General features: G+C 59.1%; 19 protein-coding genes, 1 tRNA gene and 1 pseudogene. 10 read left to right on the top strand and 11 right to left on the bottom strand.

Annotated features, from left to right (window positions below):
- The first annotated feature begins 95 nt into the window (after nucleotides 1-95).
- Nucleotides 96-740, top strand: coding sequence for a carbonate dehydratase (gene can, locus ACA063_RS24720; RefSeq protein ID WP_162439705.1), 645 nt, complete (start codon nucleotides 96-98; stop codon nucleotides 738-740).
- A 5-nt stretch (nucleotides 741-745) separates the two neighbouring features.
- Here the strand turns inward: can and ACA063_RS24715 are convergent, their stop codons facing one another.
- Together ACA063_RS24715 and ACA063_RS24710 are read right to left on the bottom strand one after the other, a co-directional pair.
- The gene (locus ACA063_RS24715) at nucleotides 746-1,270 is read right to left on the bottom strand and encodes an SET domain-containing protein (RefSeq protein ID WP_497663722.1); all 525 of its coding nucleotides are present in this window, start codon (nucleotides 1,268-1,270) and stop codon (nucleotides 746-748) included.
- 225 nt (nucleotides 1,271-1,495) lie between these two features.
- Nucleotides 1,496-2,914, bottom strand: coding sequence for a short-chain fatty acid transporter (locus tag ACA063_RS24710; protein WP_497663721.1), 1,419 nt, complete (start codon nucleotides 2,912-2,914; stop codon nucleotides 1,496-1,498).
- Between the two features lie 181 nt (nucleotides 2,915-3,095).
- Between ACA063_RS24710 and ACA063_RS24705 the strand changes: the two genes are divergently transcribed.
- Complete coding sequence (locus ACA063_RS24705; protein ID WP_497663720.1) at nucleotides 3,096-4,493, top strand: aminotransferase-like domain-containing protein; 1,398 nt, start codon at nucleotides 3,096-3,098, stop codon at nucleotides 4,491-4,493.
- Here ACA063_RS24705 and panB read toward each other — a convergent pair.
- On the bottom strand, nucleotides 4,478-5,296 hold the full coding sequence (gene panB / locus ACA063_RS24700; protein ID WP_497663719.1) for a 3-methyl-2-oxobutanoate hydroxymethyltransferase: 819 nt from the start codon (nucleotides 5,294-5,296) through the stop codon (nucleotides 4,478-4,480). The two genes, ACA063_RS24705 and panB, sit on opposite strands and share 16 nt — an antisense overlap.
- A gap of 169 nt (nucleotides 5,297-5,465) precedes the next feature.
- On the opposite strand from panB, the gene ACA063_RS24695 reads away from it, so the two are divergent.
- The 4 genes and pseudogenes from ACA063_RS24695 (at nucleotide 5,466) to ACA063_RS24680 (ending at nucleotide 8,872) form a co-directional block, all read left to right on the top strand.
- Nucleotides 5,466-6,779: an MFS transporter gene (locus tag ACA063_RS24695; protein WP_497663718.1), complete on the top strand. Its 1,314-nt coding sequence runs from the start codon at nucleotides 5,466-5,468 to the stop codon at nucleotides 6,777-6,779.
- Between the two features lie 129 nt (nucleotides 6,780-6,908).
- Nucleotides 6,909-7,685: pseudogene (locus ACA063_RS24690) on the top strand (PAS domain-containing protein); the annotation flags it as partial.
- The gene (locus ACA063_RS24685; RefSeq protein ID WP_497666585.1) at nucleotides 7,665-8,225 is read left to right on the top strand and encodes a methyl-accepting chemotaxis protein; all 561 of its coding nucleotides are present in this window, start codon (nucleotides 7,665-7,667) and stop codon (nucleotides 8,223-8,225) included. The pseudogene ACA063_RS24690 and the gene ACA063_RS24685, both read left to right, overlap by 21 nt.
- Before the next feature lie 53 nt (nucleotides 8,226-8,278).
- Entirely contained in the window at nucleotides 8,279-8,872 is a 594-nt protein-coding gene (locus ACA063_RS24680) for a flavin reductase family protein (protein WP_497663717.1), read from the top strand.
- A gap of 42 nt (nucleotides 8,873-8,914) precedes the next feature.
- On the opposite strand, the gene ACA063_RS24675 is transcribed toward ACA063_RS24680, so the two are convergent.
- Entirely contained in the window at nucleotides 8,915-9,283 is a 369-nt protein-coding gene (locus ACA063_RS24675) for a cupin domain-containing protein (RefSeq protein ID WP_497663716.1), read from the bottom strand.
- Nucleotides 9,284-9,359: 76 nt separating this feature from the next.
- The gene (locus tag ACA063_RS24670) at nucleotides 9,360-10,172 is read right to left on the bottom strand and encodes an AraC family transcriptional regulator (protein ID WP_497663715.1); all 813 of its coding nucleotides are present in this window, start codon (nucleotides 10,170-10,172) and stop codon (nucleotides 9,360-9,362) included.
- Between the two features lie 153 nt (nucleotides 10,173-10,325).
- On the opposite strand from ACA063_RS24670, the gene ACA063_RS24665 reads away from it, so the two are divergent.
- Together ACA063_RS24665 and ddlA are read left to right on the top strand one after the other, a co-directional pair.
- Nucleotides 10,326-10,967 (top strand): LysE family translocator, encoded by a 642-nt coding sequence (locus ACA063_RS24665; protein ID WP_497663714.1) that lies wholly within the window; start codon nucleotides 10,326-10,328, stop codon nucleotides 10,965-10,967.
- Between the two features lie 10 nt (nucleotides 10,968-10,977).
- Nucleotides 10,978-12,072: a D-alanine--D-alanine ligase gene (gene ddlA / locus ACA063_RS24660; RefSeq protein WP_497663713.1), complete on the top strand. Its 1,095-nt coding sequence runs from the start codon at nucleotides 10,978-10,980 to the stop codon at nucleotides 12,070-12,072.
- An 83-nt stretch (nucleotides 12,073-12,155) separates the two neighbouring features.
- Here ddlA and ACA063_RS24655 read toward each other — a convergent pair whose 3' ends face one another.
- The 3 genes from ACA063_RS24655 to ggt all read right to left on the bottom strand — a co-directional run bounded on the left by ACA063_RS24655 (nucleotide 12,156) and on the right by ggt (nucleotide 14,854).
- Nucleotides 12,156-12,527 carry a helix-turn-helix domain-containing protein gene (locus ACA063_RS24655; RefSeq protein WP_497663712.1) on the bottom strand — a complete coding sequence of 124 codons (372 nt, stop codon included), beginning with the start codon at nucleotides 12,525-12,527 and terminating at the stop codon, nucleotides 12,156-12,158.
- On the bottom strand, nucleotides 12,524-12,832 hold the full coding sequence (locus ACA063_RS24650; protein ID WP_497663711.1) for a type II toxin-antitoxin system HigB family toxin: 309 nt from the start codon (nucleotides 12,830-12,832) through the stop codon (nucleotides 12,524-12,526). Before ACA063_RS24650 ends, ACA063_RS24655 begins: the two co-directional genes overlap by 4 nt.
- A 192-nt stretch (nucleotides 12,833-13,024) precedes the next feature.
- Nucleotides 13,025-14,854, bottom strand: a complete 1,830-nt coding sequence (ggt, locus tag ACA063_RS24645) for a gamma-glutamyltransferase (RefSeq protein WP_497663710.1) — start codon at nucleotides 14,852-14,854, stop codon at nucleotides 13,025-13,027.
- 164 nt (nucleotides 14,855-15,018) lie between these two features.
- Between ggt and ACA063_RS24640 the strand changes: the two genes are divergently transcribed.
- The gene (locus ACA063_RS24640) at nucleotides 15,019-16,128 is read left to right on the top strand and encodes a DUF2817 domain-containing protein (protein ID WP_497663709.1); all 1,110 of its coding nucleotides are present in this window, start codon (nucleotides 15,019-15,021) and stop codon (nucleotides 16,126-16,128) included.
- 107 nt (nucleotides 16,129-16,235) lie between these two features.
- Here the strand turns inward: ACA063_RS24640 and ACA063_RS24635 are convergent.
- A tRNA-Met gene (locus tag ACA063_RS24635) sits at nucleotides 16,236-16,312 on the bottom strand.
- A gap of 116 nt (nucleotides 16,313-16,428) precedes the next feature.
- The gene (locus ACA063_RS24630) at nucleotides 16,429-18,483 is read right to left on the bottom strand and encodes a methyl-accepting chemotaxis protein (RefSeq protein ID WP_497663708.1); all 2,055 of its coding nucleotides are present in this window, start codon (nucleotides 18,481-18,483) and stop codon (nucleotides 16,429-16,431) included.
- A 322-nt stretch (nucleotides 18,484-18,805) separates the two neighbouring features.
- Here ACA063_RS24630 and ACA063_RS24625 point away from each other — a divergent pair, with 322 nt between their 5' ends.
- Nucleotides 18,806-20,023, top strand: coding sequence for an MFS transporter (locus ACA063_RS24625; RefSeq protein WP_497663707.1), 1,218 nt, complete (start codon nucleotides 18,806-18,808; stop codon nucleotides 20,021-20,023).
- An 84-nt stretch (nucleotides 20,024-20,107) separates the two neighbouring features.
- On the opposite strand, the gene ychF is transcribed toward ACA063_RS24625, so the two are convergent.
- Nucleotides 20,108-21,208 carry a redox-regulated ATPase YchF gene (gene ychF / locus ACA063_RS24620; RefSeq protein ID WP_162439689.1) on the bottom strand — a complete coding sequence of 367 codons (1,101 nt, stop codon included), beginning with the start codon at nucleotides 21,206-21,208 and terminating at the stop codon, nucleotides 20,108-20,110.
- Between the last annotated feature and the right edge of the window lie 19 nt (nucleotides 21,209-21,227).

The raw sequence follows: 21,227 nt of genomic DNA, 5'->3' as shown, positions 1-21,227 counted from the left end.
CCGCCGGCGTGCAACACCGGCAATCTGCATCTCGCGCGTGACCCCGACGGAGGGTTGTCTGTCATAGAAGCGCATCATTCTCGAGGCTTCATTGCATGAACGAATTACAAGATCTGATTAATAACAACGAGCGCTGGGCTGACGCGATCACCAAAGAAGATCCTGACTTCTTCGCCAAGCTGGCCCGTCAGCAAACTCCGGAGTACCTGTGGATCGGTTGTTCCGACGCCCGCGTACCGGCGAACGAGATCGTTGGCATGCTGCCAGGCGACCTGTTCGTCCACCGCAACGTCGCCAACGTCGTGCTGCACACCGACCTCAACTGCCTGTCGGTGATTCAATACGCAGTGGACGTGCTCAAGGTCAAGCACATCCTCGTCACTGGCCACTATGGCTGCGGCGGCGTGCGTGCCTCGATGCAGGACCGCCAGTTGGGACTGATCGATGGCTGGTTGCGCTCGATTCGCGACCTTTACTACGAAAAGCGCGAAGAACTGGCCAAGTTGCCGACCGAGGAAGAACGGGTCGACCGTCTCTGTGAACTCAACGTCATTCAGCAAGTGGCGAACGTAGGTCACACCAGCATTGTGCAAAACGCCTGGCACCGCGGACAGAAACTGTCGATCCACGGTTGCATTTACGGCATTAAGGACGGCCGCTGGAAAAGCCTGAACGCGACCATCAGCGGGTTCGAGCAGTTGCCGCCGCAATACCGCCTACGTCCGATCGAGGCGCAGTAACGGCCTCACTCGAGCGTTCTTCGACGCCAGTGTTGAAGGAACTCTCGGCCATTGTCGTTCGGTGATTCATCGTAACCGGTGATCCAGCCACGGCATTCGGGACTCGCGCAGCGGCAGGCAAACTGCCGCTGCAACCGGTCTTCCGTCGCGGCGAAGTCCATCGTCAGTCGATCACCTTTCTTGAGGTCCTTGAGTGCCCATAACCACAGCTCGCTCATGTCGAGAAAGACGTTAGGGTCGCAGGAATGGCTCAGCAAACCACAGAAGCGCGGGTCATAGATATGAATGCCCGCAGCCAGCTGTCGAGTGTGCCGCGAGCGGTAGGGTAGAAGCTGCCCCGAGACCCGACAGATGCGAGTGATGCGTGGAAACTCCCGTAAGGCTGCGACAGCCACGGCTGATCCCTCTGCGCAGTGGATGATTTCAAAGTCGTTTCTGGACGGGAATCCAAGTCGAAGTGGCAATTCCACGAAGGGGTAGATACCTGCGTGTGATGGCGGGGCCAATCCATGCTCGGCGAGCGTTCTCATAACATTCCTTGTCTGTTGAGTGCCGCGACTGCCACCTGCTGACTCCTTGTCAGCCCTGCTGCACGTGGGTACGTCTCAAGTCTTTAGCAAAACAATCAAACGGTCTACTGACACAAATGACAGAGGAAATAGGCCATTTCCCGCGTCAGCCTTGGCTTACGCGGTAATGCTAATTGCACTTTCATTGTGACTGCACCCGCCTTACAGCAGGTGCAATCAGAGGCGTTACGGCATGACCGGGGCCGTATACACCAGCGTCGTCCCCAGCGCCCACAGCAGAAACAGCACGATCGGCGTGTGCACGAGCAGTTGCACGAACGAGAACCCGATCAAATCCCGAGCCTTCAGCCCCAACACACCCAATAGCGGCAGCATGTAGAACGGATTGATGAGGTTCGGCAGCGCCTCGGCGGCGTTGTAGATCTGCACGGCCCAGCCCAAATGGTAGTTAAGGTCGGTGGCCACCTGCATGACGTACGGCGCTTCGATGATCCACTTACCGCCGCCGGAAGGAATGAAGAACCCCAGGATCGCCGAGTACACGCCCATCAACAGCGCGTAGGTGTCGTGGGACGCGATACTGACGAAGAAGGTTGAAATGTGATGGGCCAGGGTCTGGGCGTCTGCGCCTTTGACAGTGGTCATCAGCGCGGCGATCGAGCCGTATAACGGAAACTGGATCAGCACGCCAGTAGTGGTCGGCACCGCCCGCGCGACCGCGTCGAGGAAACTGCGGGGCCGCCAATGCAGCAAGGCTCCGAGCATCAGGAACAGGAAGTTATAGGTGTTCAAGCCGGAAATCGCGCTGATCGCCGGTTTGGTCGAAAACTCATGGAACAGCCACCCCGCAGCCAGCAGCGCCAGTAGAATCGTCAGTAACGGGCTGTGCTCCAGCCATTCACCGGGGCGTGTGCGTGGTTGCAGAGGGGGCAGATTGAAACTCGGGTCGATGCCGCACGCTTTCGCGTCACGGGCGGTGTTCGGGCCGGGGGCAGTGGCGTAGGCAATGATCAGCGAAACAATGATCAACGCCAGCAACAGCACGCCGGACTGCCAGAGAAAAATTGTCTGGGTAAAGGGAATAACGCCGGTGATCGACAGGATCGAGGGCGGCAGGCTGGCCGGGTTGGCCTGCAATTGCGCAGCGGATGACGACAGACCCAGAGCCCACACCGCGCCAAGGCCCAGATAGGCAGCAGCACCGGCGGCGCGGTAGTCCATTTTCAGATCGGTGCGGCGGGCGAGGGCGCGCACGAGCAGACCGCCAAACACCAGCGACAAGCCCCAGTTGAGCAACGAGGCCACCATGGAAATCAGCGCCACCCAGGCCACGGCGGAGCGGCCGTTTTTCGGGATGCGCGCCAGTCGGTCGATCAGTTTCACTGCGGGTGGCGAACTGGCGACCACGTACCCGCCAATCACCACAAACGCCATCTGCATGGTGAACGGGATAAGACTCCAGAACCCGTCACCGAAGGCCATGGCAGCGTCGGTAGGTTTGGCGCCCATGACCATCGTGGCCACGGCCACGATGATCACCGCAAGGGCGGCGAACACCCAGGAGTCGGGAAACCAGCGCTCGGCAAAGCTCGAGCAACGAAGGGCAAAGCGGGCATAGCGGCTATCGTCGATTTCAGCGGCCACGAGAGAACCTCGAATTTTTATGTTTATTGTGGTCTTCAGGGCCTGGCAGGCCCGTCTGGATAGGTGCCAACAGTAAATCAATCGAGATTTTTATGCGGCGCTGTTTTGCTCTTTGGAGCGATTGCGTCGGGTCCGTCATGGGAGGATGCTGCGCCGTGCCTCCCTCAAGGAATGACTGCGATTGAACAAGGACAGCACTTTTGCCTATCAGGCCGTGTATCGCTACCTGGTCGAGCTGATCGACTCAAGCGCAGCGGATGGCGAGATGAAACTGCCGTCACTGCGACAGTTGGCCTTGCGCCTGAACGTCTCCGTGTCCACCACCAAATATGCGTATGCCTTGCTCGAAGACGAGGGGCGAGTTTATTCGCGACCCAAGCTCGGTTACTTCTACGCGCCGACATCCTTCGTACAGCCGCTACCGTCAACCAACCTGCTCGACAATGTCTACGCCAGCGCGCGTCAGCCCGGCATGCTTGCGCTGTGCAGCGATGCACCGTCGATGTTGCTGTCGCTGGAAAATCCGCTGCTGATGATGGAACGCGAGCTCTTGCGGCAATACCCGCGCTCGGCGGTGCCGTTGTATCAGCCTTTCGGCGAGATCGAGTTGCGCACCGCGCTGGCTGAGCGATACACCCGATCGACCGAGCATTATTGGCGCCCCGAGCAGGTGTACATCGGTGCCGATGTGCGCAGTGTGTTGCAGATGTCGCTGGCCGCACTGCAATTGTCCGGGACGGTGGCGCTGGTCGAATCGCCGTGTTCCTGGGTGATCCTGCGGCAGTTGCAGGCGGCGAACATTCGGGTAATTGAGGTGCCTCTGCAGGCGGATGGACGGTTGGACCTGCAATTCGTCCACGGTGTATTACAGCGTGAAAACGTGGCGCTGGCAGTGTTCTCATCGGCCGTGAGCATTCCCCATGGCAGTCTGATGCCCGCTGCGGACAAACAGCAGCTGTGCAATTGGCTAAGAGAGCGGGGTGTCTGGCTCTTCGAGAACGACAGCTACGGTGAGTTCGGTTTTCACGCAGATCCGTCGCGTTTGCGGGATTTTGCCGACCTCGACAGGCTGGTGGTGTTTTCCACCTTCGATAAGGTCATCGGCCCGGAAGCGCCCTTTGCCTACGTGCTGGTGCGTGGGCAAGAGGTGGCAATGCAACGTCAGTGCCTGGACCGGGCATTTCGTCTCTCGCCGATTCGGCAAAAAGCGCTCGCCCGGTTGTACAGTTCACGACGGGTCGATCAGCACACTCAGGTCGTGCGAGGTCTGCTGAGCGAGCGCATGACGCAGATGACCGGGTTGCTTCGAGCGCATGCCGCCGACCAGCTCAATGTGATGGCAGCGGCCGGGGGCGCGACGCTTTGGGCGCAGTCCGTACACCCGGTGGATATGCGCCGGGTGTACGAGCGTCTGCTGGTCAAAGGCATCGTGATCGCGCCCGGCGAGTTGTTCAGTGCGCAGGGGCTGTGGCGTGATTGCTTGCGCCTGAGCTACACCGTGGACTGGAGCAAGGACATCGGTTTGGCCGTGAAAATGCTGGCCCAGGCCATTGATCAGGAACGTCAGCTGACGCCATAGCAGTGCTGCATCTGAGGAAACTGGCCGTTGCGCACTTCGTCGGCAAAACGCTCGAATGCCTGGCTGATCACGGCACCGACATCCGCATAGGGTTTGACGAAGCGCGGCACATGTTCGCCACCGAGTCCCAGGATATCTTCGGTGACCAGCACTTGCCCGTCGCAGGCCGGTGAGGCGCCGATGCCAATGGTCGGCATCGCTGAAAAGTCGCTGATGCGCCGCGCAAGAGGTTCGGCGACACCTTCCAGCAACAGACTGAAAGCCCCCGCCGCGAGGTGTGCGCGCGCATCTTCCTCGATGGCCGTGGCAGTCGCCTCGTTCAGGCCCTGAGCCTTGAAACCGCCCATGACGTTTACGTACTGCGGCATCAGGCCAATGTGCGCCATCACCGGAATGCCACGCTGCACCAGAAACTCGACGGTGCTGGCCAAGGCCTTGCCACCTTCAAGTTTGAGCGCGTCGCAGCCGGTCCGCGCCATGACTTCGGCACAATTGCGGTAGGCCTGTTGCGGTGATTCCTGATAGCTGCCGAACGGCATGTCGGCAATCACGCAGGCCAGCCGTGTGCTGGCGACGACCGCACGGGTGTGGCCGATGATTTCTTCCAGGCTCATGTCCAGTGTCGAGGTCCGGCCATAGCCAACCATGGCGGTTGAGTCGCCGATCAGCACGAAGTCGACGAAGGGGTCCATCAACTGCGCCATCGAGCGGCTATAGGCCGTCAGCGAAACGATCTTCTGCTGGCCTTTCATGGCCACCAACTGTGGAACGGTCAGGCGTCTACTGCGTGAATGGCTGCTCATGGCGGCTTTCCTGTGGGTTGGAAAGCGCTCGATTATTAGCTTCACGAAAGCGAATTCAATGCACAGAGCACGGCTAAAAACCAACCCAGAGGGCAGTTCGGGTTGTCCATGAGCGCTTTTCCGTAGACCATGGGCGCCTTGGTTTTTGCCTATGCCAGAGTTTTTTTACATGACTGCCCAAACCGATTCGCGCCCGACGCCCTTCACCCGTTCGGATTACAAGACCCTCGGCCTTGCAGCCCTTGGTGGCGCGCTGGAAATCTACGATTTCATCATTTTCGTGTTTTTTGCCCTGACCCTCAGCCAGCTGTTCTTTCCACCGGAAATGCCCGAGTGGCTGCGCTTGCTGCAAAGCTTCGGGATCTTCGCCACGGGCTATCTGGCACGGCCGTTGGGCGGAATTCTGATGGCGCATTTCGCCGACAGGATGGGGCGCAAGAAAGTCTTCAGCCTGAGCATCCTGATGATGGCGCTCCCGTGCCTGCTGATCGGGATCATGCCCACTTATGCCCAGATCGGGTATTTCGCGCCGTTGCTGCTGTTGGCCCTGCGGATCCTGCAAGGTGCGGCGGTGGGTGGTGAAGTGCCGAGTGCCTGGGTGTTTGTTGCCGAGCACGCGCCGGCCGGGCACCGCGGTTATGCGCTGGGGTTCCTGCAGGCGGGATTGACGTTCGGCTACCTGCTCGGTGCGCTCACGGCGACGATTCTGGCGCAAACGTTCACCCCGGCAGAAATCCTCGATTTCGCCTGGCGTTATCCGTTCCTGCTCGGCGGAGTCTTTGGTGTGATCGGCGTGTGGTTGCGCCGCTGGCTCAGCGAGACCCCAGTGTTCATGGCGATGCAAGCCAAGCGGGATGCGGCGGTCGAACTGCCGTTGCGCACGGTCCTGCGCGAACATCGTCTGGCGATGCTGCCGGCGATGATCCTGACCTGTGTACTGACGTCGGCGGTGGTGGTCTTCGTCGTCATCACCCCGACCATGATGCAGAAAACCTTCGGCATGACCGCCAGCTATACCTTCGGGCTTAGCGCCCTGGGCATCGTGTTCTTGAACATCGGGTGTGTACTCGCCGGGCTGCTGGTCGATCGCATCGGCGCGTGGCGCACCGTCATGCTGTATAGCCTGCTGCTGCCGATGGGGATTGGCGTGCTCTACGCCTGCCTGATCACTGGCGCAGACTGGATTGGCCTGGCGTACGCGATTGCCGGTCTGTGTTGCGGGGTGGTGGGTGCCGTGCCATCAGTGATGGTCAGCCTGTTCCCGGCGCGGGTTCGCGTTTCCGGCATTTCCTTCACCTACAACATTGCCTACGCCGCGTGGGCGAGTGTCACACCGTTGTTGCTGATCGGCTTGATGCCCTGGAGCCCATGGATCTGCGTGATCTTCAGTGCAGTAATGGGAACAGTGGGAGTGATCAGCGCCGCGTATTTCGGCGCGCGAATGCCGAGTGTCGGACGTTGCCCGGCGGCTGGTGCGGCGTAAACGGAGAAGGCGCCTCACGCGCCGCAACTATTTTTGCAGGAGCCCCCTGAAACGCTCTTCAGAAAACATCTCCAAAGCCGATGGCTAGGGCTGCAGTTCGCTTTCTACCCCTGTCCATCGGTGCATCCCATGTTCAATAAACGCTTGAAGCAGGAGCTGTCGGCTCTTCGTGAAGAACTCTCCAGCCTTCAGCAAGTGAAGGACAGTCTGGAAAGCGAAATGCTGGTCCTGGCGCTCGATCCTGACGGGCGAATTCAATCGACCAACCCGAACTTCATCGATGAGATGCTCTACAAGGGCCACGAACTGATCGGTCGACACATCGACGACATCGTGCCAGCCCATGTGAAGTCGGATGAGTTCCACCACCGTTTCAAAACCGCACTCACTCGAGGCGAGCATTTTGCCGGCGCGTTGCGTTTGTTGCGCGGTGATGGTCAGGAAGCCTGGCTGCGCTCGATCATGCAGCCGGTTCGCTCTGCGGACGGTCGGATCAAGCACTTCTCGATTTACTCCAGCGACCTGACCCGCACCATCGAAGCGTCCCGCGAGCATGAAAACCTGATCGGCGCGCTGGTGCGATCCACGGCGGTGATCGAGTTTGATCTCGGTGGCAACGTGCTGACGGCCAACGACCGGTTTCTCAGTGGCATGGGTTACAGCCTGGCGCAGATCAAGGGCAAGCATCACCGCACGTTCTGCGTGCCCGAGGAGTACAACAGTGCCGAGTATCAGAACTTCTGGCGCCGCTTGAATGCGGGCGAATTCGTGGCTGACCGCTTCAAGCGCATCGATAGCCATGGTCGTACAGTCTGGCTGGAGGCGTCCTACAACCCCGTGGTCAATGCCAACAACATGCTCTACAAAATTGTGAAGTTCGCCACGGTGATCACCGATCTGGTGAACCAGGAACAAGCCGTCGCGGAAGCCGCAAACATTGCTTATAGCACCTCCCAGCAAACGGACCATAGCGCCCAGCGCGGTAACGCCGTGGTGACCCAGGCGGTTGACGTAATGCGCGATCTGGCCAAACACATGCAAACCGCCAGTGAAGGCATCGAAGCGTTGAACGATCAATCGCTGGTGATCGGCACCATCGTCAAAACCATCAGCGGCATTGCCGAACAGACCAACCTGCTGGCGCTGAACGCGGCGATCGAAGCCGCGCGCGCCGGCGAGCAGGGCCGGGGTTTTGCGGTAGTGGCGGACGAAGTTCGTCAGCTGGCTTCACGCACCAGCCAGGCCACCGATGAAATCGTCGGCGTGGTACGGCAGAACCAGGACATGGCGCGTAACGCCGTTGCCTTGATGACCGAAGGCAAGCTTCAGGCGGAACAAGGCCTGGCGCTGGCGGCGGAGGCGGGCACGGTGATCGTCGAAATTCAGGACGGTGCGAAGAAAGTGGTGAGCGCGGTGGGGCAATTTGCCAATCAGCTGGCAACTTGATCGGGACAGGACTGGACCCGCTACAATCGGCGCTTTCTTCTGGAGCAGACACCATGACCGCTTCCCATCGCCAACCGGTTGCCCTGTCCAAAGCCTATCGCCTGCTCAACCACGGCCCGACCGTGCTGGTCAGCGCGGCTCACGACGGGCAACGCAACATCATGGCGGCAGCCTGGGCCATGCCGCTGGATTTCGAGCCGCCAAAAATTGCCGTGGTGCTGGACAAGTCCACCTGGACCCGGCAGTTGCTGGAAGCTTCGGGGACGTTTGTGCTGAACGTTCCTTGTGCAGCCCAGGCCGATATCGTCCAGACCGTAGGCTCGACATCAGGCCTGGACATCAACCGGGACCAGGGAAAGGACAAGTTCCAGGCCTATGGCTTGCCGACCTTCAGTGCGGAGTTGATCGACGCTCCAATGCTCGAAGGTTGCGTCGCCTGGCTTGAATGCCGGCTGCTGCCAGAACCCGGAAACCACGAGCGGTACGATCTGTTCCTCGCCGAAGTCATCGCCGCTCAGGCCGATGATCGTGTCTTCAGTAACGGACGCTGGCACTTTGAGGGGCATGACGCTCTGCGAACCTTGCACCACGTGGCAGGCGGGCACTTCCTGACCATTGGCGACCCGGTGGACGGCAAGACGTTATAAATACACGATTGGCACCAGCCCGCTTGCTTCTACCGGGGACTCTTACACCCATACGTCATTCTGAGCCGTGCGCTCACCCCCTTTGTTACCCGTGTTGAGCACGCCCTTGGGTTCGATCAGCAGGAGCTTTACCTCCTGCTCCGCGAACGGTTTGTGCTCGACTCCTTTGGGCACCACATACATCTCGCCAGCGTTCACCAGCACGTGGCCATCGCGAAAATCGATGCGCAGCCGGCCTTCAAGAACGATGAAGGCTTCATCGGTATCGGAGTGGTCATGCCAGATGAAATCCCCTGACAACTTCACTACCTTGAACTGGTAATCGTTCATTTCGGCGATGACCCGAGGCGTCCAGTGCGGGCCAACCCGGGAGATTTTTTCGGCGAAGTTCAGGCTTTTGTAAGCGTTCATGAAGCAACTCTCGTGATTGATCGTGAAGCCACGATAACCAACGTATAAGCCTGCTTCTTGTACGATTGTGCGTGGCTCAAGGCCGGTGCATTTTCATCCAGCGGGCCGGCGACAATCCGTAGGTTTTGGCGAAGTGACGGGTCATGTGGCTCTGATCGGTGAAACCGGCAATCAACGATGCATTCACCAGTGACTGGCCCTGAATCAACAGCGAGCGCACCAGGTCCAGGCGCCGCATGGTCAGGTATCGATAAGGGCTGGTGCCGAACAACAGGCGAAAGTCCCTCGATAGACTCCAGCGATCCCGGCCGCTGTGGTGGGCCAGTTCGTCCAGTGTCACCGTCCGGTTCAACGCGCTGTGCATGTATTCCCGCGCGCGTTCCGCTGCCACATAGTCAAAGGTGGGGCGGGTGGTGGTGGAGACTCCGGCGGCGTTATTCAGGGCTTGTGCCAGGTCGAACAGCGCGTCCAGCTCCTCCAGCGGATCGAGAGGACAAGCCAGACTGCGCAGCAACACTTGCGTAGCCGCGAACAAGCGTAAGTCGGTCGACAGCCCATCCTTGATGAACGGCAGTGGCTGACCGCCCAGCATCTGCTGGATCATCGCCGGCTCGATGTACATCATTCGGTATTGAAACCCGATCTCGGTCCCTGCCTCGCCATCGTGTACCTCGTCCGGGTGCAGCACCATCGTCCCGCCGGGCAGGCTATGGCGCCAGCCTCCGCGGTATTGAAAACGCTGCACACCGGCCAGTGTATTGCCGATGGCGTATGTATCGTGACGGTGCAGGTCGTAGCCATGGCCCGCAAAAAACGCCTCGAAACGCTGAAGACCGCCGACATCGGGGGCGCGGTGAAACCAGTCATTGTGAGGTGGGGGGCTGGCCATGGTCACGTTGTCTCAAGCTCGATGCAGAACACGTTAACCCAGTGACCTGCCAGCTGTCTTCTGGCCGATGGCAGGCTCCATTTGAGTGGAAAACCCAGGGTAAATGTTGCAATGTGTTGCGCATCCGATGAAGCCAAGAAGGCGACCCACCTCATGGAACTATCCCCCCTGAGCTACACCTCCGCGTTGTTATCACTGGCCCTGTTGTGGACGGTTGCGGTGGTGACACCGGGGCCCAATTTTTTCAACATCGCGCAATTGGCCGCCAGTCACTCCAAGCGCCACGGAATCGTGGCCGCCCTGGGAGTGGCGACAGGCACGGTGCTGTGGGGGATTGCGGGCGGGCTGGGAATCAAATCGCTGTTCAGCATGGCACCGACGCTCTACCTGAGTTTCAAGATTGCGGGTGGCTGTTATCTGATCTATCTGGGCCTGAAGCAGTTCAAGCGCAAACCGCCGTTGGTTGCAGGCGAAAATGGCTCACCTGGCGAGGCGAGGCGCACGTTGCTGTCTGTCTATGGCCAGGGATTTTTGGGCAATATGACCAATCCCAAGTCAGCCCTGTTTGTTGCGACGATCTTCGCGACCGCAATGCCCGCGTCCGTACCAACGACGTTGCTGGCGCTGGCTGTGCTGACCATGGCGACCTTGTCTTTCACTTGGTATTGCAGCGTGGCGTTGCTGTTTTCCAGCCGCCGGATGGCCCGAGGCTATAACCGTTCACGTAAATGGCTGGATCGCTTTGCCGGCAGTTGTTACCTGCTGTTCGGTGCGCATCTGGTGGCCAATCGTTGAGGAGTTCCGAATGAGCAAACTGCGGGTAGGTATTATTTTTGGTGGCCGTTCGGCTGAACATGAAGTGTCGTTGCAGTCGGCGAAAAACATCGTCGATGCACTGGATCGTTCGCGTTACGAGCCGGTGCTGATCGGTATCGACAAGCAAGGCCACTGGCACCTCAATGACCCTTCGAATTTTTTGCTCAACCAGGAAAATCCGGCGCTGATTGCGCTCAATCAGTCCAACCGTGAACTGGCCGTCGTGCCCGGCAAGGCCCGCCAGCAACTGGTCGAAACCTCCAATCAGGAACTGCTGGGGCATGTGGATGTGATCTTCCCGATCGTCCACGGCACCCTCGGTGAGGATGGCTGCCTGCAAGGTTTATTGCGCATGGCGGACCTGCCTTTTGTCGGCTCCGACGTACTCGGTTCGGCCGTGTGCATGGACAAGGACATCAGCAAGCGACTGCTGCGCGATGCCGGGTTGGCGGTAACGCCCTTCGTGACCCTGACCCGCACCTCCGCTGCACGCACCGGTTTCACCGAAGTGCAGGACAAACTAGGACTGCCGCTGTTCGTCAAACCGGCGAATCAGGGATCTTCCGTGGGCGTGAGCAAAGTCAGCGATGAAGCCGAATACACGGCTGCCGTCGAGCTGGCGCTGGGGTTTGATGAAAAAGTGTTGATCGAATCCGCCGTCAGCGGCCGCGAGATCGAGTGCGCCGTGCTCGGCAACGAGGACGCCATCGCCAGTGGGTGCGGCGAGATTGTCGTGCGCAGCGGTTTTTACTCCTATGACAGCAAGTACATTGATGCTCAGGCTGCTGAGGTGGTGGTGCCCGCCACTATCAGTGTCGAGGCCAGTGAGCGCATTCGCGCGATGGCGGTCGAGGCGTTCCACGTGTTGGGCTGTTCCGGTCTGGCGCGGGTCGATGTGTTCCTGACCGACAACGGGCAAGTGTTGATCAACGAAATCAATTCCTTGCCAGGCTTCACTCGCATCAGCATGTACCCCAAGCTGTGGCAGGCCACTGGCATGACCTACAGCGAGCTCGTCAGCCGATTGATCGAGCTGGCGCTGGAGAAGCACGAAGCACGGCGGGTTTTAAAGATTTCGCGATAATCCGTGGTGCAGCGAATATCGGTGCGGATATCTGCCTCGACGGAACTGAGTCTGAACGAAAGGTGTGATCGTGAAGACAAGGATTAAGCCCGTTTAATGGGCTTGATAAGGCTTCCTGGAGGTATCCCAAACAACTCATGAAGTTTCCAAATCATTGGAAGCGTCAATGCGCGCTTGCCGTTGAGCACCTCATACACTCTGTTTGTTCGACCAATAGCAGGCACCAGGTCGACGGCAGACAATCCGGATTGCTCCATACGAAATTTGATCGCGTCGATAGGATTTGGAAGGTCTACGGGAAACTGCTTCGATTCATACGCTTCGATTAGCGTGATCATTATGTCGAAGTAATCACCTTCAGCAGTTCCTGGCTCAGGTTCGTTGTCGAATAGTGGTGAGATATTCTTGAGCGCTGCGCGGTAGTCCTCGTCGGTGTGAATCGGATGAATATTCATGTTTGCTCCATATCGACAGTATCAACGTCGATTGCATCGTACTGCTTGTGAGTACCGACAAATTTTATGTACACGGCGCCGAAGCGATAGGCCACAGCAACGACCAGTCTGAAGTCATTGCCTTTTATGTTGAACACGACCCTACGGCTTTTAAGAATATTTGCCGTTGCAAAGTGCTGTTTTACGTCGGCAGGTGTTTTCCACTGAGCATTTCTTGTCTCGTCAATCCAGGCGAGAAAGGATTGTTCTGATTCCGGGTGCTTCTTCCAAAAACCTTTCAACTGACTAACAGCGATGATTCTCATGGCATAACCCTAGTCCCGTGGTGGGACTTATGCAAGTCTGGTTGAAGAGTGCTGGAGAAAAAATGCTGCTGCACTCTACCCAAGAGCCAGCTGTTTGCGGGTAGGAAAAGGCCATGCTAACTGACGTACCAGGATGTATAACCTATGAAAAAGGCTTACCCCGGAGTAAGCCCTTTCCGTCGTTTGTAGGACTCAATCCCCCAACGCTTCCCCCTCGCGCCGTGGATCAGCCCCGCCCGCCCAAGACACGTTGCCCTGCGCATCCCTGACCCGAACAATCGCCTGAGTCCCGCTGGTCATGTCGATCTCGTTGACGCTGTGACCTTTGTCCTTCAACGCCTGAATCAGCCCTGCGCTGAATTGCCCTTGTTCCAGCTCCGTCGGGCCGTTGCGGCTGCCGAAGTTGGGCAGGCTGATGGCGGCTTGCGGGTCGAGGTTCCAGTCGAGCAGGCCGATGGTGGTCTTGGCGACGTACTCGATGATCTGCGAGCCGCCAGGGGATCCGAGGGTGGCCACGAACTCGCCGCTCTGGCGATCAAAGATCAACGTGGGCGCCATGGACGAGCGGGGGCGTTTGCCGGGTTCGACGCGGTTGGCGACTTTCTGCCCGTTCTCTTCGGGGATGAACGAAAAATCGGTCATCTGGTTGTTCAGCAGAAAGCCTTGCACCATCAGGTGTGAACCGAAGGCGGACTCCACGGTGGTGGTCATGGACACCGCACCGCCCAGGTCATCGACGGCCACGACTTGCGAGGTGGAAATGCGAAGTGGTGAACGGTCCGGCGCGTAGGCGACCTGAATGCCGGGCGGTGTGCCCGGTTTGGCCGTGCCCATGCTGCGATCACCGATCAGGGTGGCCCGGCTGGTCAGATAAGTCGGGTCCACCAGGCCTTTGACGGGGACGGGCACGAAGTCTGTGTCAGCGACGTATTGCGCGCGGTCGGCATAGGCCAGTCGCTCGGCTTCGGAGATCAGGTGCACGGCGTCGGGGGTGGGTTCGATACCCGCAGGTGCGCCGGTCTTAAGCGGTTTCATGGGCGCCAGGGCGAAGCGTTTATCACGAGACTCCAAGGCCTCCAGCGTGCCGAGGATTTGTGCTACGGCAATGCCTCCCGACGAGGGAGGGGGCATGCCGCAGACCTGCCAGCGCTTGTAATCGGTGCACAGCGGTGCACGTTCCTTGGCGCTATAAACTTTGAGGTCGTTCAGCGACAGGCTGCCGGGGTTGGCGTGTCCTTGAACCTTGGTGACGATCTCTTCGGCGACAGGACCTTTGTACAGTGCGTCCGGCCCTTCGTGGGCAATGCGTCGGAGCACGCCAGCGAGCGCCGGGTTTTGCAGTCGCGTACCAACGGCTTTCGGGCTGCCATCGGCACTCAGGAAATACGCCACCATCTCGGGTGATCGGCGAAGGGACGAATCCGCGGCAATCAAACGGTGAAGTCGCGGCGAGATGGCAAATCCTTGCTCTGCAAGTGTGATGGCCGGCTCGAACAGCTTCGCCCAAGGCAAACGACCGTGCTTCTGATGCGCCAGTTCAAGCGCGCGCAAAACGCCAGGCGTCCCCACGGAACGACCACCAATCTGAGCCTGGGTAAATGGCATCGGTGTGCCGTCGGCTTGGAGAAACAGTTTTTCGGTCGCGCCGGCAGGGGCGGTTTCGCGACCGTCATAGGTGCGCACGTTCTTGCCGTCCCACAACACGATCAACGCACCACCACCGATGCCCGAGGATTGTGGCTCGACCAGTGTCAGCACGGCCTGCATCGCGATGGCGGCATCAATGGCCGACCCCCCTTGGCGCAACATGTCCCGGCCGGCTTCGGCTGCCAGCGGATTCGCTGCGGCGGCCATGTGTTTTGTCGCGTGACGGGTCTGCAGGTCGGTGCGAAAGCCCGAAGCAGCTTCCGGAGCGAGGGGCAGAGTTGAAGAGGGTGGGGCGCAGGCGACCAGCGTTAATGCAGTGACAATCAATGACAACGCTGAAAGGCGATAGCGGCTCAAGTGGAAAACTGAAGACACGTGGGGCACTCCGTCCGTGGGAAAAGATCCGGGGACTGTATCGACCGACATCCGGTGAAGCAAACCAGGGCCTACAGTAAAGACGCTTTTGTCCTTCATGAACTGAGCTATTTTCTGTAGGGTCGTGATCATCAGACTGACCAGAAGATCAACAAGAGGCAGGCATGCACACCGAGTTTCCCTCCCAGCCAGGCTATCGCACGCTGCGTGAACAATTCCTCGCGGCAGCGAACTCCGCCGGCGCATCACTGACCGAGTACCCGCATCCTCTCAAGGGACCGTTCGGTGAGCCGCTCAGCACCGATGTAGCGGTACTCGGCGATCCGCACGCCAGGCGCTTGCTGATCGCGCTGAGCGGCACCCACGGCGTCGAAGGGTTCTACGGTTCGGGCTGCCAGACCCGATGGTTGCAGGAACTGGGCAAGCGCTCACTTCCCGCTGATGTGGCGGTGGTGATGATTCATTTGATCAATCCCTGGGGCACCGCATGGTTGCGTCGGGTCAACGAAGACAACATCGACCTTAACCGCAATCACCTGAACTTCGAGCGAGCGCTGCCAGACAATCAGGCCTATGCCGCGTTGCATGAGATCTATGCTTGCACCGAGCTCGAAGGGCCGGAGCGTGATCACGCCGATGCGCTGCTCGAAAAGAACATCCGCGAACACGGCTGGCCAGCGGTGATGTCGATTGTCGAAGGCGGGCAGCACCGTCATCCCGATGGTCTGTTTTATGGCGGGCTGGCGCCGAGCTGGTCAAACCGGACGTTGCACCAGATCCTGCAGAAACACATCAGTCATGCAGAAGTGGCCATGTGTTTCGACTTGCACACAGGCGCCGGCGAGTACGGTCATCCGATGTTGCTGACCATCACCGAAGCGGCCTACCCGGCACTTCCCGATGCCCAGGCGATCTACGGCCCCTGGCTTTACACCCTGCTGACCGGTGCCGACACATTGAGTGAAACCGGCGTTGCGGCAACGGCCACCGGCTATACCTCTCAAGCGCTGATCGATGCCTTGCCGAAGGTGAAGTTGATGCCTTTTGTGATCGAGTGCGGGACCTATCCGGGGCCTGAGGTTCATCGTCATTTGCGCGATGATCATTGGCTGCATCTGCATGGCGACCCGAGCGGCAGGACGGGGCGCGGGATCAAACTGAATTTGCTGGAACAGTTCTATCCCGCTGACAGTGACTGGCAGGCGATGGTCTGGCTGCGGACCTGGCAGATATGGGAGAAGGCGTTGGCTGCATTGCCGACGGTTCGCACCTGAAGGGAAGTGTTCGAGCCGGAGCGGGCGACCTCCGCTCCAGGTTTTACCGGGACTTTTCTCGAGGCATAAAAAAACGGCCTACCTTTCGGTAAGCCGTTTTTAGTACTTGGTGGCTACACAGGGACTTGAACCCCGGACCCCAGCATTATGAATGCTATGCTCTAACCAACTGAGCTATGTAGCCAAGTGGCGCGCATTATTCACCGGTAATGGGGATGCGTCAAGCGTAAATACAAAATATTTCTCTACGCTTTCAACCGCTTATCCTCCTGAGCCGAAAAACCGGACCGGAGGAGGGCGTCAACCCAGCTGAAATCTTCCCGTATTGGCACTCAATGCCTTGCTGCCCTGACTCAAGGTGTCCGCCGCGAGGTTCACGGCTCGTGCGCCTTCAAGCAACCTGACTGCCGCCTGATCAACCTGCTGAATGTTGCCACTGACTTCATCGGCCGTGCTGGCCTGTTCTTCCACCGCGGTTGCGATTTGCGCCAGCGTGTCGGTAACGCCCTGGACGGCGTGGGCGATTTCTCCAAGACGTTCGCCCAGACCGGTGACCGATTGCGCATCACTCTGGGCTTGGCTGCACGCCGCTTCCATCAGGCTCACCGCTTCATTCACCGTGTTGCGCAGGCTGTCGACCGTGTTGGCAATCTGCGCGGTTGATGACTGGGTGCGTTTTGACAGGCTGCGCACCTCATCGGCGACCACGGCAAAGCCGCGACCCTGGTCACCGGCACGCGCCGCTTCGATGGCAGCGTTGAGTGCCAGCAGATTGGTCTGTTCGGCGACGCCACGAATGGTGTCCACCACCAGCTGGATCTGCTGCCCTTGCTCGCTGACCCGACCGAGGGCTGCGGCGGTGTCGCTCAAGCGCTGATTGAGTTGCTGGATGCTCGCCGTGGTGCGTTGGCTGTCCCGACTGCTGTCGGCGGCAATGCGTTGCGTGTGCTGGGCGCTGCCTGACGCCTGTTCGCAACTTTGGGCGACGCCTTGCGAGGTGGCGGCCAACTGCGTGGCGGCGGCGATCTGGCTGATCTGCAGCTGTTGCGCCTCGACTTCGCCCAAGGCTCCGCTGGAATGTTGATTAAGCATTCGCACCGCGTTGCCCAGTTGCAAGGTTTCGTGATCGACCCCCAACAGGCTGTTGCGCAACTGCACCACCGCGACGTTGAGCGCGGTGCTGATGGCCGCGAGTTCGTCGCGACCTTGCACCGGCACCTGCAGGCTTAAGTTGCCATCACGCAACGCTTCGGCCAAGAGGGTGATACCGCTGGTGCTTCGACGGATCGAGGCCTGCAGGCAGACGAACAGATACAGCGCTGCCAGCAGCAAGCAGCCGAGGATCGTAGCCACCACAATGAACTGGCGAATCGCCGAGCCATGGTAGTCATCCAGCCGTTGATCCAGCGACACCAGTGAGTGTTGGCGCAGCGCGGCCAGATCGGCAAGCAAGGCATCCAGGTTGCGCTCGAAGTCTTCCGGCTTGAGGGTGATGCTGCCGCCAAACACGCCGTCATCGAGCACCTTCAGCGTGGTGTCCAGATGCTTGAGGCTGTCATGGTATTGCCCCGCCCAGTTCTGCAAGGCACTGGGCAGGCGCGCCTCCAGCAGGCTTGCGGTCTTGACCAACTGCTCTCGGGCGTCGCCGATGCGGCTGCGCAAATCACGTAGTTGCAGACGGCTTTGCAGGGTGAACTGCCCGGAGACCACTGACGCTTGGCCGACGCTGGCAAGACGACCGATTCGTTCGATCAGGTCCGGTGCGTGTTGGGTAGAGATCTGCGTGAGCAGATAGGTTTCCAGCCAGGGAGCGAGCGTCAGGCGGGTGTCCATGGCGATCTGTTCGCGCAGAGCCTGCAAGGCGCTCAGGGCGTTGGTGAAGCGGTCATAACCGTCCGGCCACCAGCCGACGCTGCTCAGGCTTTTCGAGTCCAGGCCGTTGAGTGCGGCTTGCAGCGCTTGATACCGGGCTTGGGTCTCGTCCTTGGCACCTTCGGCGGTCAAGGCGTTACCCAATTCCGAGGCCGCTTGGGCGACTGCCGGTTGAGCCGCGTCAAATCCGGCCACGGCAGCGAGCGTCGCCGGGGTCGGCTGGCGATTGGTTTCCGTGGCACGCCAACGGGCTGCGCAATCGCGTTGAGCGGCCAGCAGATTGTCCAGCGTATCCAGCGCGAGCAATTGACGAACCCCGGCGCGTTCACCAGAAATCAGGCTCAATTTGTCCCGATAATCCAGCCCGATCATCCATAGGCTGCCCGCCAGGGGCAAAATAAACAGCAAAAACAACAGCTGAAATTTGCGTGCGAAGCCAAAGCGCCCCAGCAAACCGATTCCCGGTGATAAAAATGCCTGCATGCCCCATGACTCCTCTGGGCACCACGCACTATTGGCGTGCGCCGAGACCGCTGGGGTCGCGACTTGTGCCCCTTTTAAAGGCCTCGAAAGTCCACCCTCGCCAGCTCTGTAGGCCGACTCTGTAGCGAAACTTCCCATTCTCGGTCCCCTTTGTAAGAGGCCGCGTTGAAGGGGTTGGTTAAGGCAAGATTCAGACCATGGCGTTGCGCTATTACTTTCTATTTAAGGTCGTTAGCAGGCTAAGGGGATGGCGCGGACGCACTGAAAAATGGCACATTGACGCACCTGCCTGTTTGCACCCATTTGTAGTACGGAAACCCTTATGGCTATCAGCAATGCCCAGACCGGCACCTCGCCGGCATCAGCGACCCCGCAAAGCAGCCCATTGGTCATGCGCATCATCGGCGCGGTGGCGCTAGCCCATTTGATCAACGACCTGATTCAGTCGGTTCTACCGTCGATCTATCCGATGCTCAAAGCCAATTACGGTTTGACCTTTACGCAAGTCGGACTGATCACGCTGACTTTTCAGCTGACAGCGTCGCTGCTGCAACCGTGGGTCGGATATCACACTGATCGCCATCCCAAACCCTGGCTACTGCCGGCCGGGACCGTGTGCACGTTGATTGGCATCCTGATGATGTCCGTGGTCGGCAGCTTTCCGATGATTCTGCTGGCGGCGGGGCTGATTGGTATCGGTTCTTCGACCTTTCACCCGGAAGCTTCTCGCGTGGCGCGCCTGGCCTCCGGCGGGCGTTTCGGGTTGGCACAATCGACGTTTCAGGTGGGTGGTAATGCGGGCTCGGCCTTCGGTCCCTTGCTGGCTGCGGCGATCATCATTCCGTTCGGTCAGGGCTACGTCGCCTGGTTCGGGCTGTTTGCGGTGTTTGCGCTGTTCGTGCTCTATCGGATCAGCCGTTGGTACGCCAACCACTTGAGCCTGTTCAAGCTCAAACAGGGTCAGGCAGCCACCCATGGTTTGTCGAAGGGCAGAGTCACCAGCGCGCTGGTGGTCCTCGGGCTGCTGGTGTTTTCCAAGTACTTCTACATGTCCAGTCTTACCAGTTACTTCACCTTTTACCTGATCGAGAAATTCGATCTCTCGGTGGCCAGTTCGCAGCTGCATTTGTTCCTGTTTCTGGGCGCGGTGGCGGCGGGGACCTTCTTTGGCGGCCCAATTGGCGACAAGATCGGGCGTAAAGCGGTGATCTGGTTTTCGATCCTTGGCGTCGCGCCGTTTACCTTGCTGCTGCCTCACGTCGATCTGTTCTGGACCAGCATCCTGAGCGTGGTGATCGGTTTCATCCTGGCGTCCGCATTCTCGGCCATCGTCGTGTATGCGCAGGAGCTGGTACCTGGCAATGTCGGAATGATCGCCGGCGTGTTCTTCGGGCTGATGTTCGGTTTTGGCGGGATTGGTGCGGCGCTGCTGGGGCATTTGGCGGACATACACGGCATCGAGTACGTGTACTTCCTGTGCTCGTTCCTGCCGTTGTTTGGTGTGCTGGCAATCTTCCTGCCGAGAACCAAAAAGGTCTGAACACTCCTACCCGAATCACGGGCACAAAAAAGCCGCGTATTAAACGCGGCTTTTTCTTGGGCGGTTGCTACGTTGCGAACAAACTTAGACGTTGAAGCGGAAGTGCATCACGTCGCCGTCTTTAACGATGTAATCCTTGCCTTCCAGACGCCATTTGCCTGCTTCTTTGGCGCCGGCTTCGCCCTTGTACTGAATGAAGTCGTCATAGGCGATGACTTCGGCGCGGATGAAGCCTTTTTCGAAGTCGGTGTGGATTACGCCTGCGGCTTGTGGCGCAGTAGCACCTACGCGGACAGTCCAGGCGCGAACTTCTTCTACACCGGCAGTGAAATAAGTCTGCAGGTGCAGCATTTCGTAACCGGCGCGAATGACGCGATTCAAGCCTGGCTCTTCAAGGCCCAGGGCTTCGAGGAACATGTCTTTCTCTTCGCCGTCTTCCAGTTCGGCAATTTCAGCTTCGATCTTGTTGCAGACCGGAACCACCATGGCGCCTTCTTCTTCAGCGATGGCCTTCACGATGTCCAGCAGCGGGTTGTTCTCGAAGCCGTCTTCAGCGACGTTGGCGATGTACATGACCGGCTTGGTGGTCAGCAGGTGGAAACCACGAATCACCGCTTTGTCGTCGGCACCCATGTTCTTCATCAGCGTCCGCGCTGGCTTGCCTAGCGTGAAGTGAGCGATCAACTGCTCCAACAGGCCTTTCTGAACTACCGCGTCTTTGTCACCACCCTTGGCGTTGCGCGCAACTTTCTGCAGTTGCTTTTCGCAGCTGTCGAGGTCGGCGAAGATCAGTTCCAGGTCGATGATTTCGATGTCGCGTTTCGGGTCGACGCTGTTGGAGACGTGGATCACGTTCTCGTCTTCGAAGCAGCGGACCACGTGAGCGATGGCATCGGTCTCGCGGATGTTGGCGAGGAACTTGTTACCCAGGCCTTCACCTTTCGAGGCGCCGGCAACCAGGCCTGCGATGTCGACGAATTCCATAGTGGTCGGCAGGATGCGCTTTGGATTGACGATGGCAGCCAGGGCTTCCAGTCGAGCATCCGGCATCGGCACGATACCGGTGTTCGGTTCGATGGTGCAGAAGGGGAAGTTCTCGGCCGCGATCCCGGATTTGGTCAAGGCGTTGAACAGGGTGGACTTGCCGACGTTAGGCAGGCCGACGATGCCGCAATTGAATCCCATGGTGTTTCCCCTCGGATAA

It is taken from the genome of Pseudomonas sp. LBUM1643 (assembly GCF_059716215.1).
The sequence above is the reverse complement of the archived record's forward strand: the minus strand, read 5'-3'. Positions and strand labels throughout refer to the sequence as shown.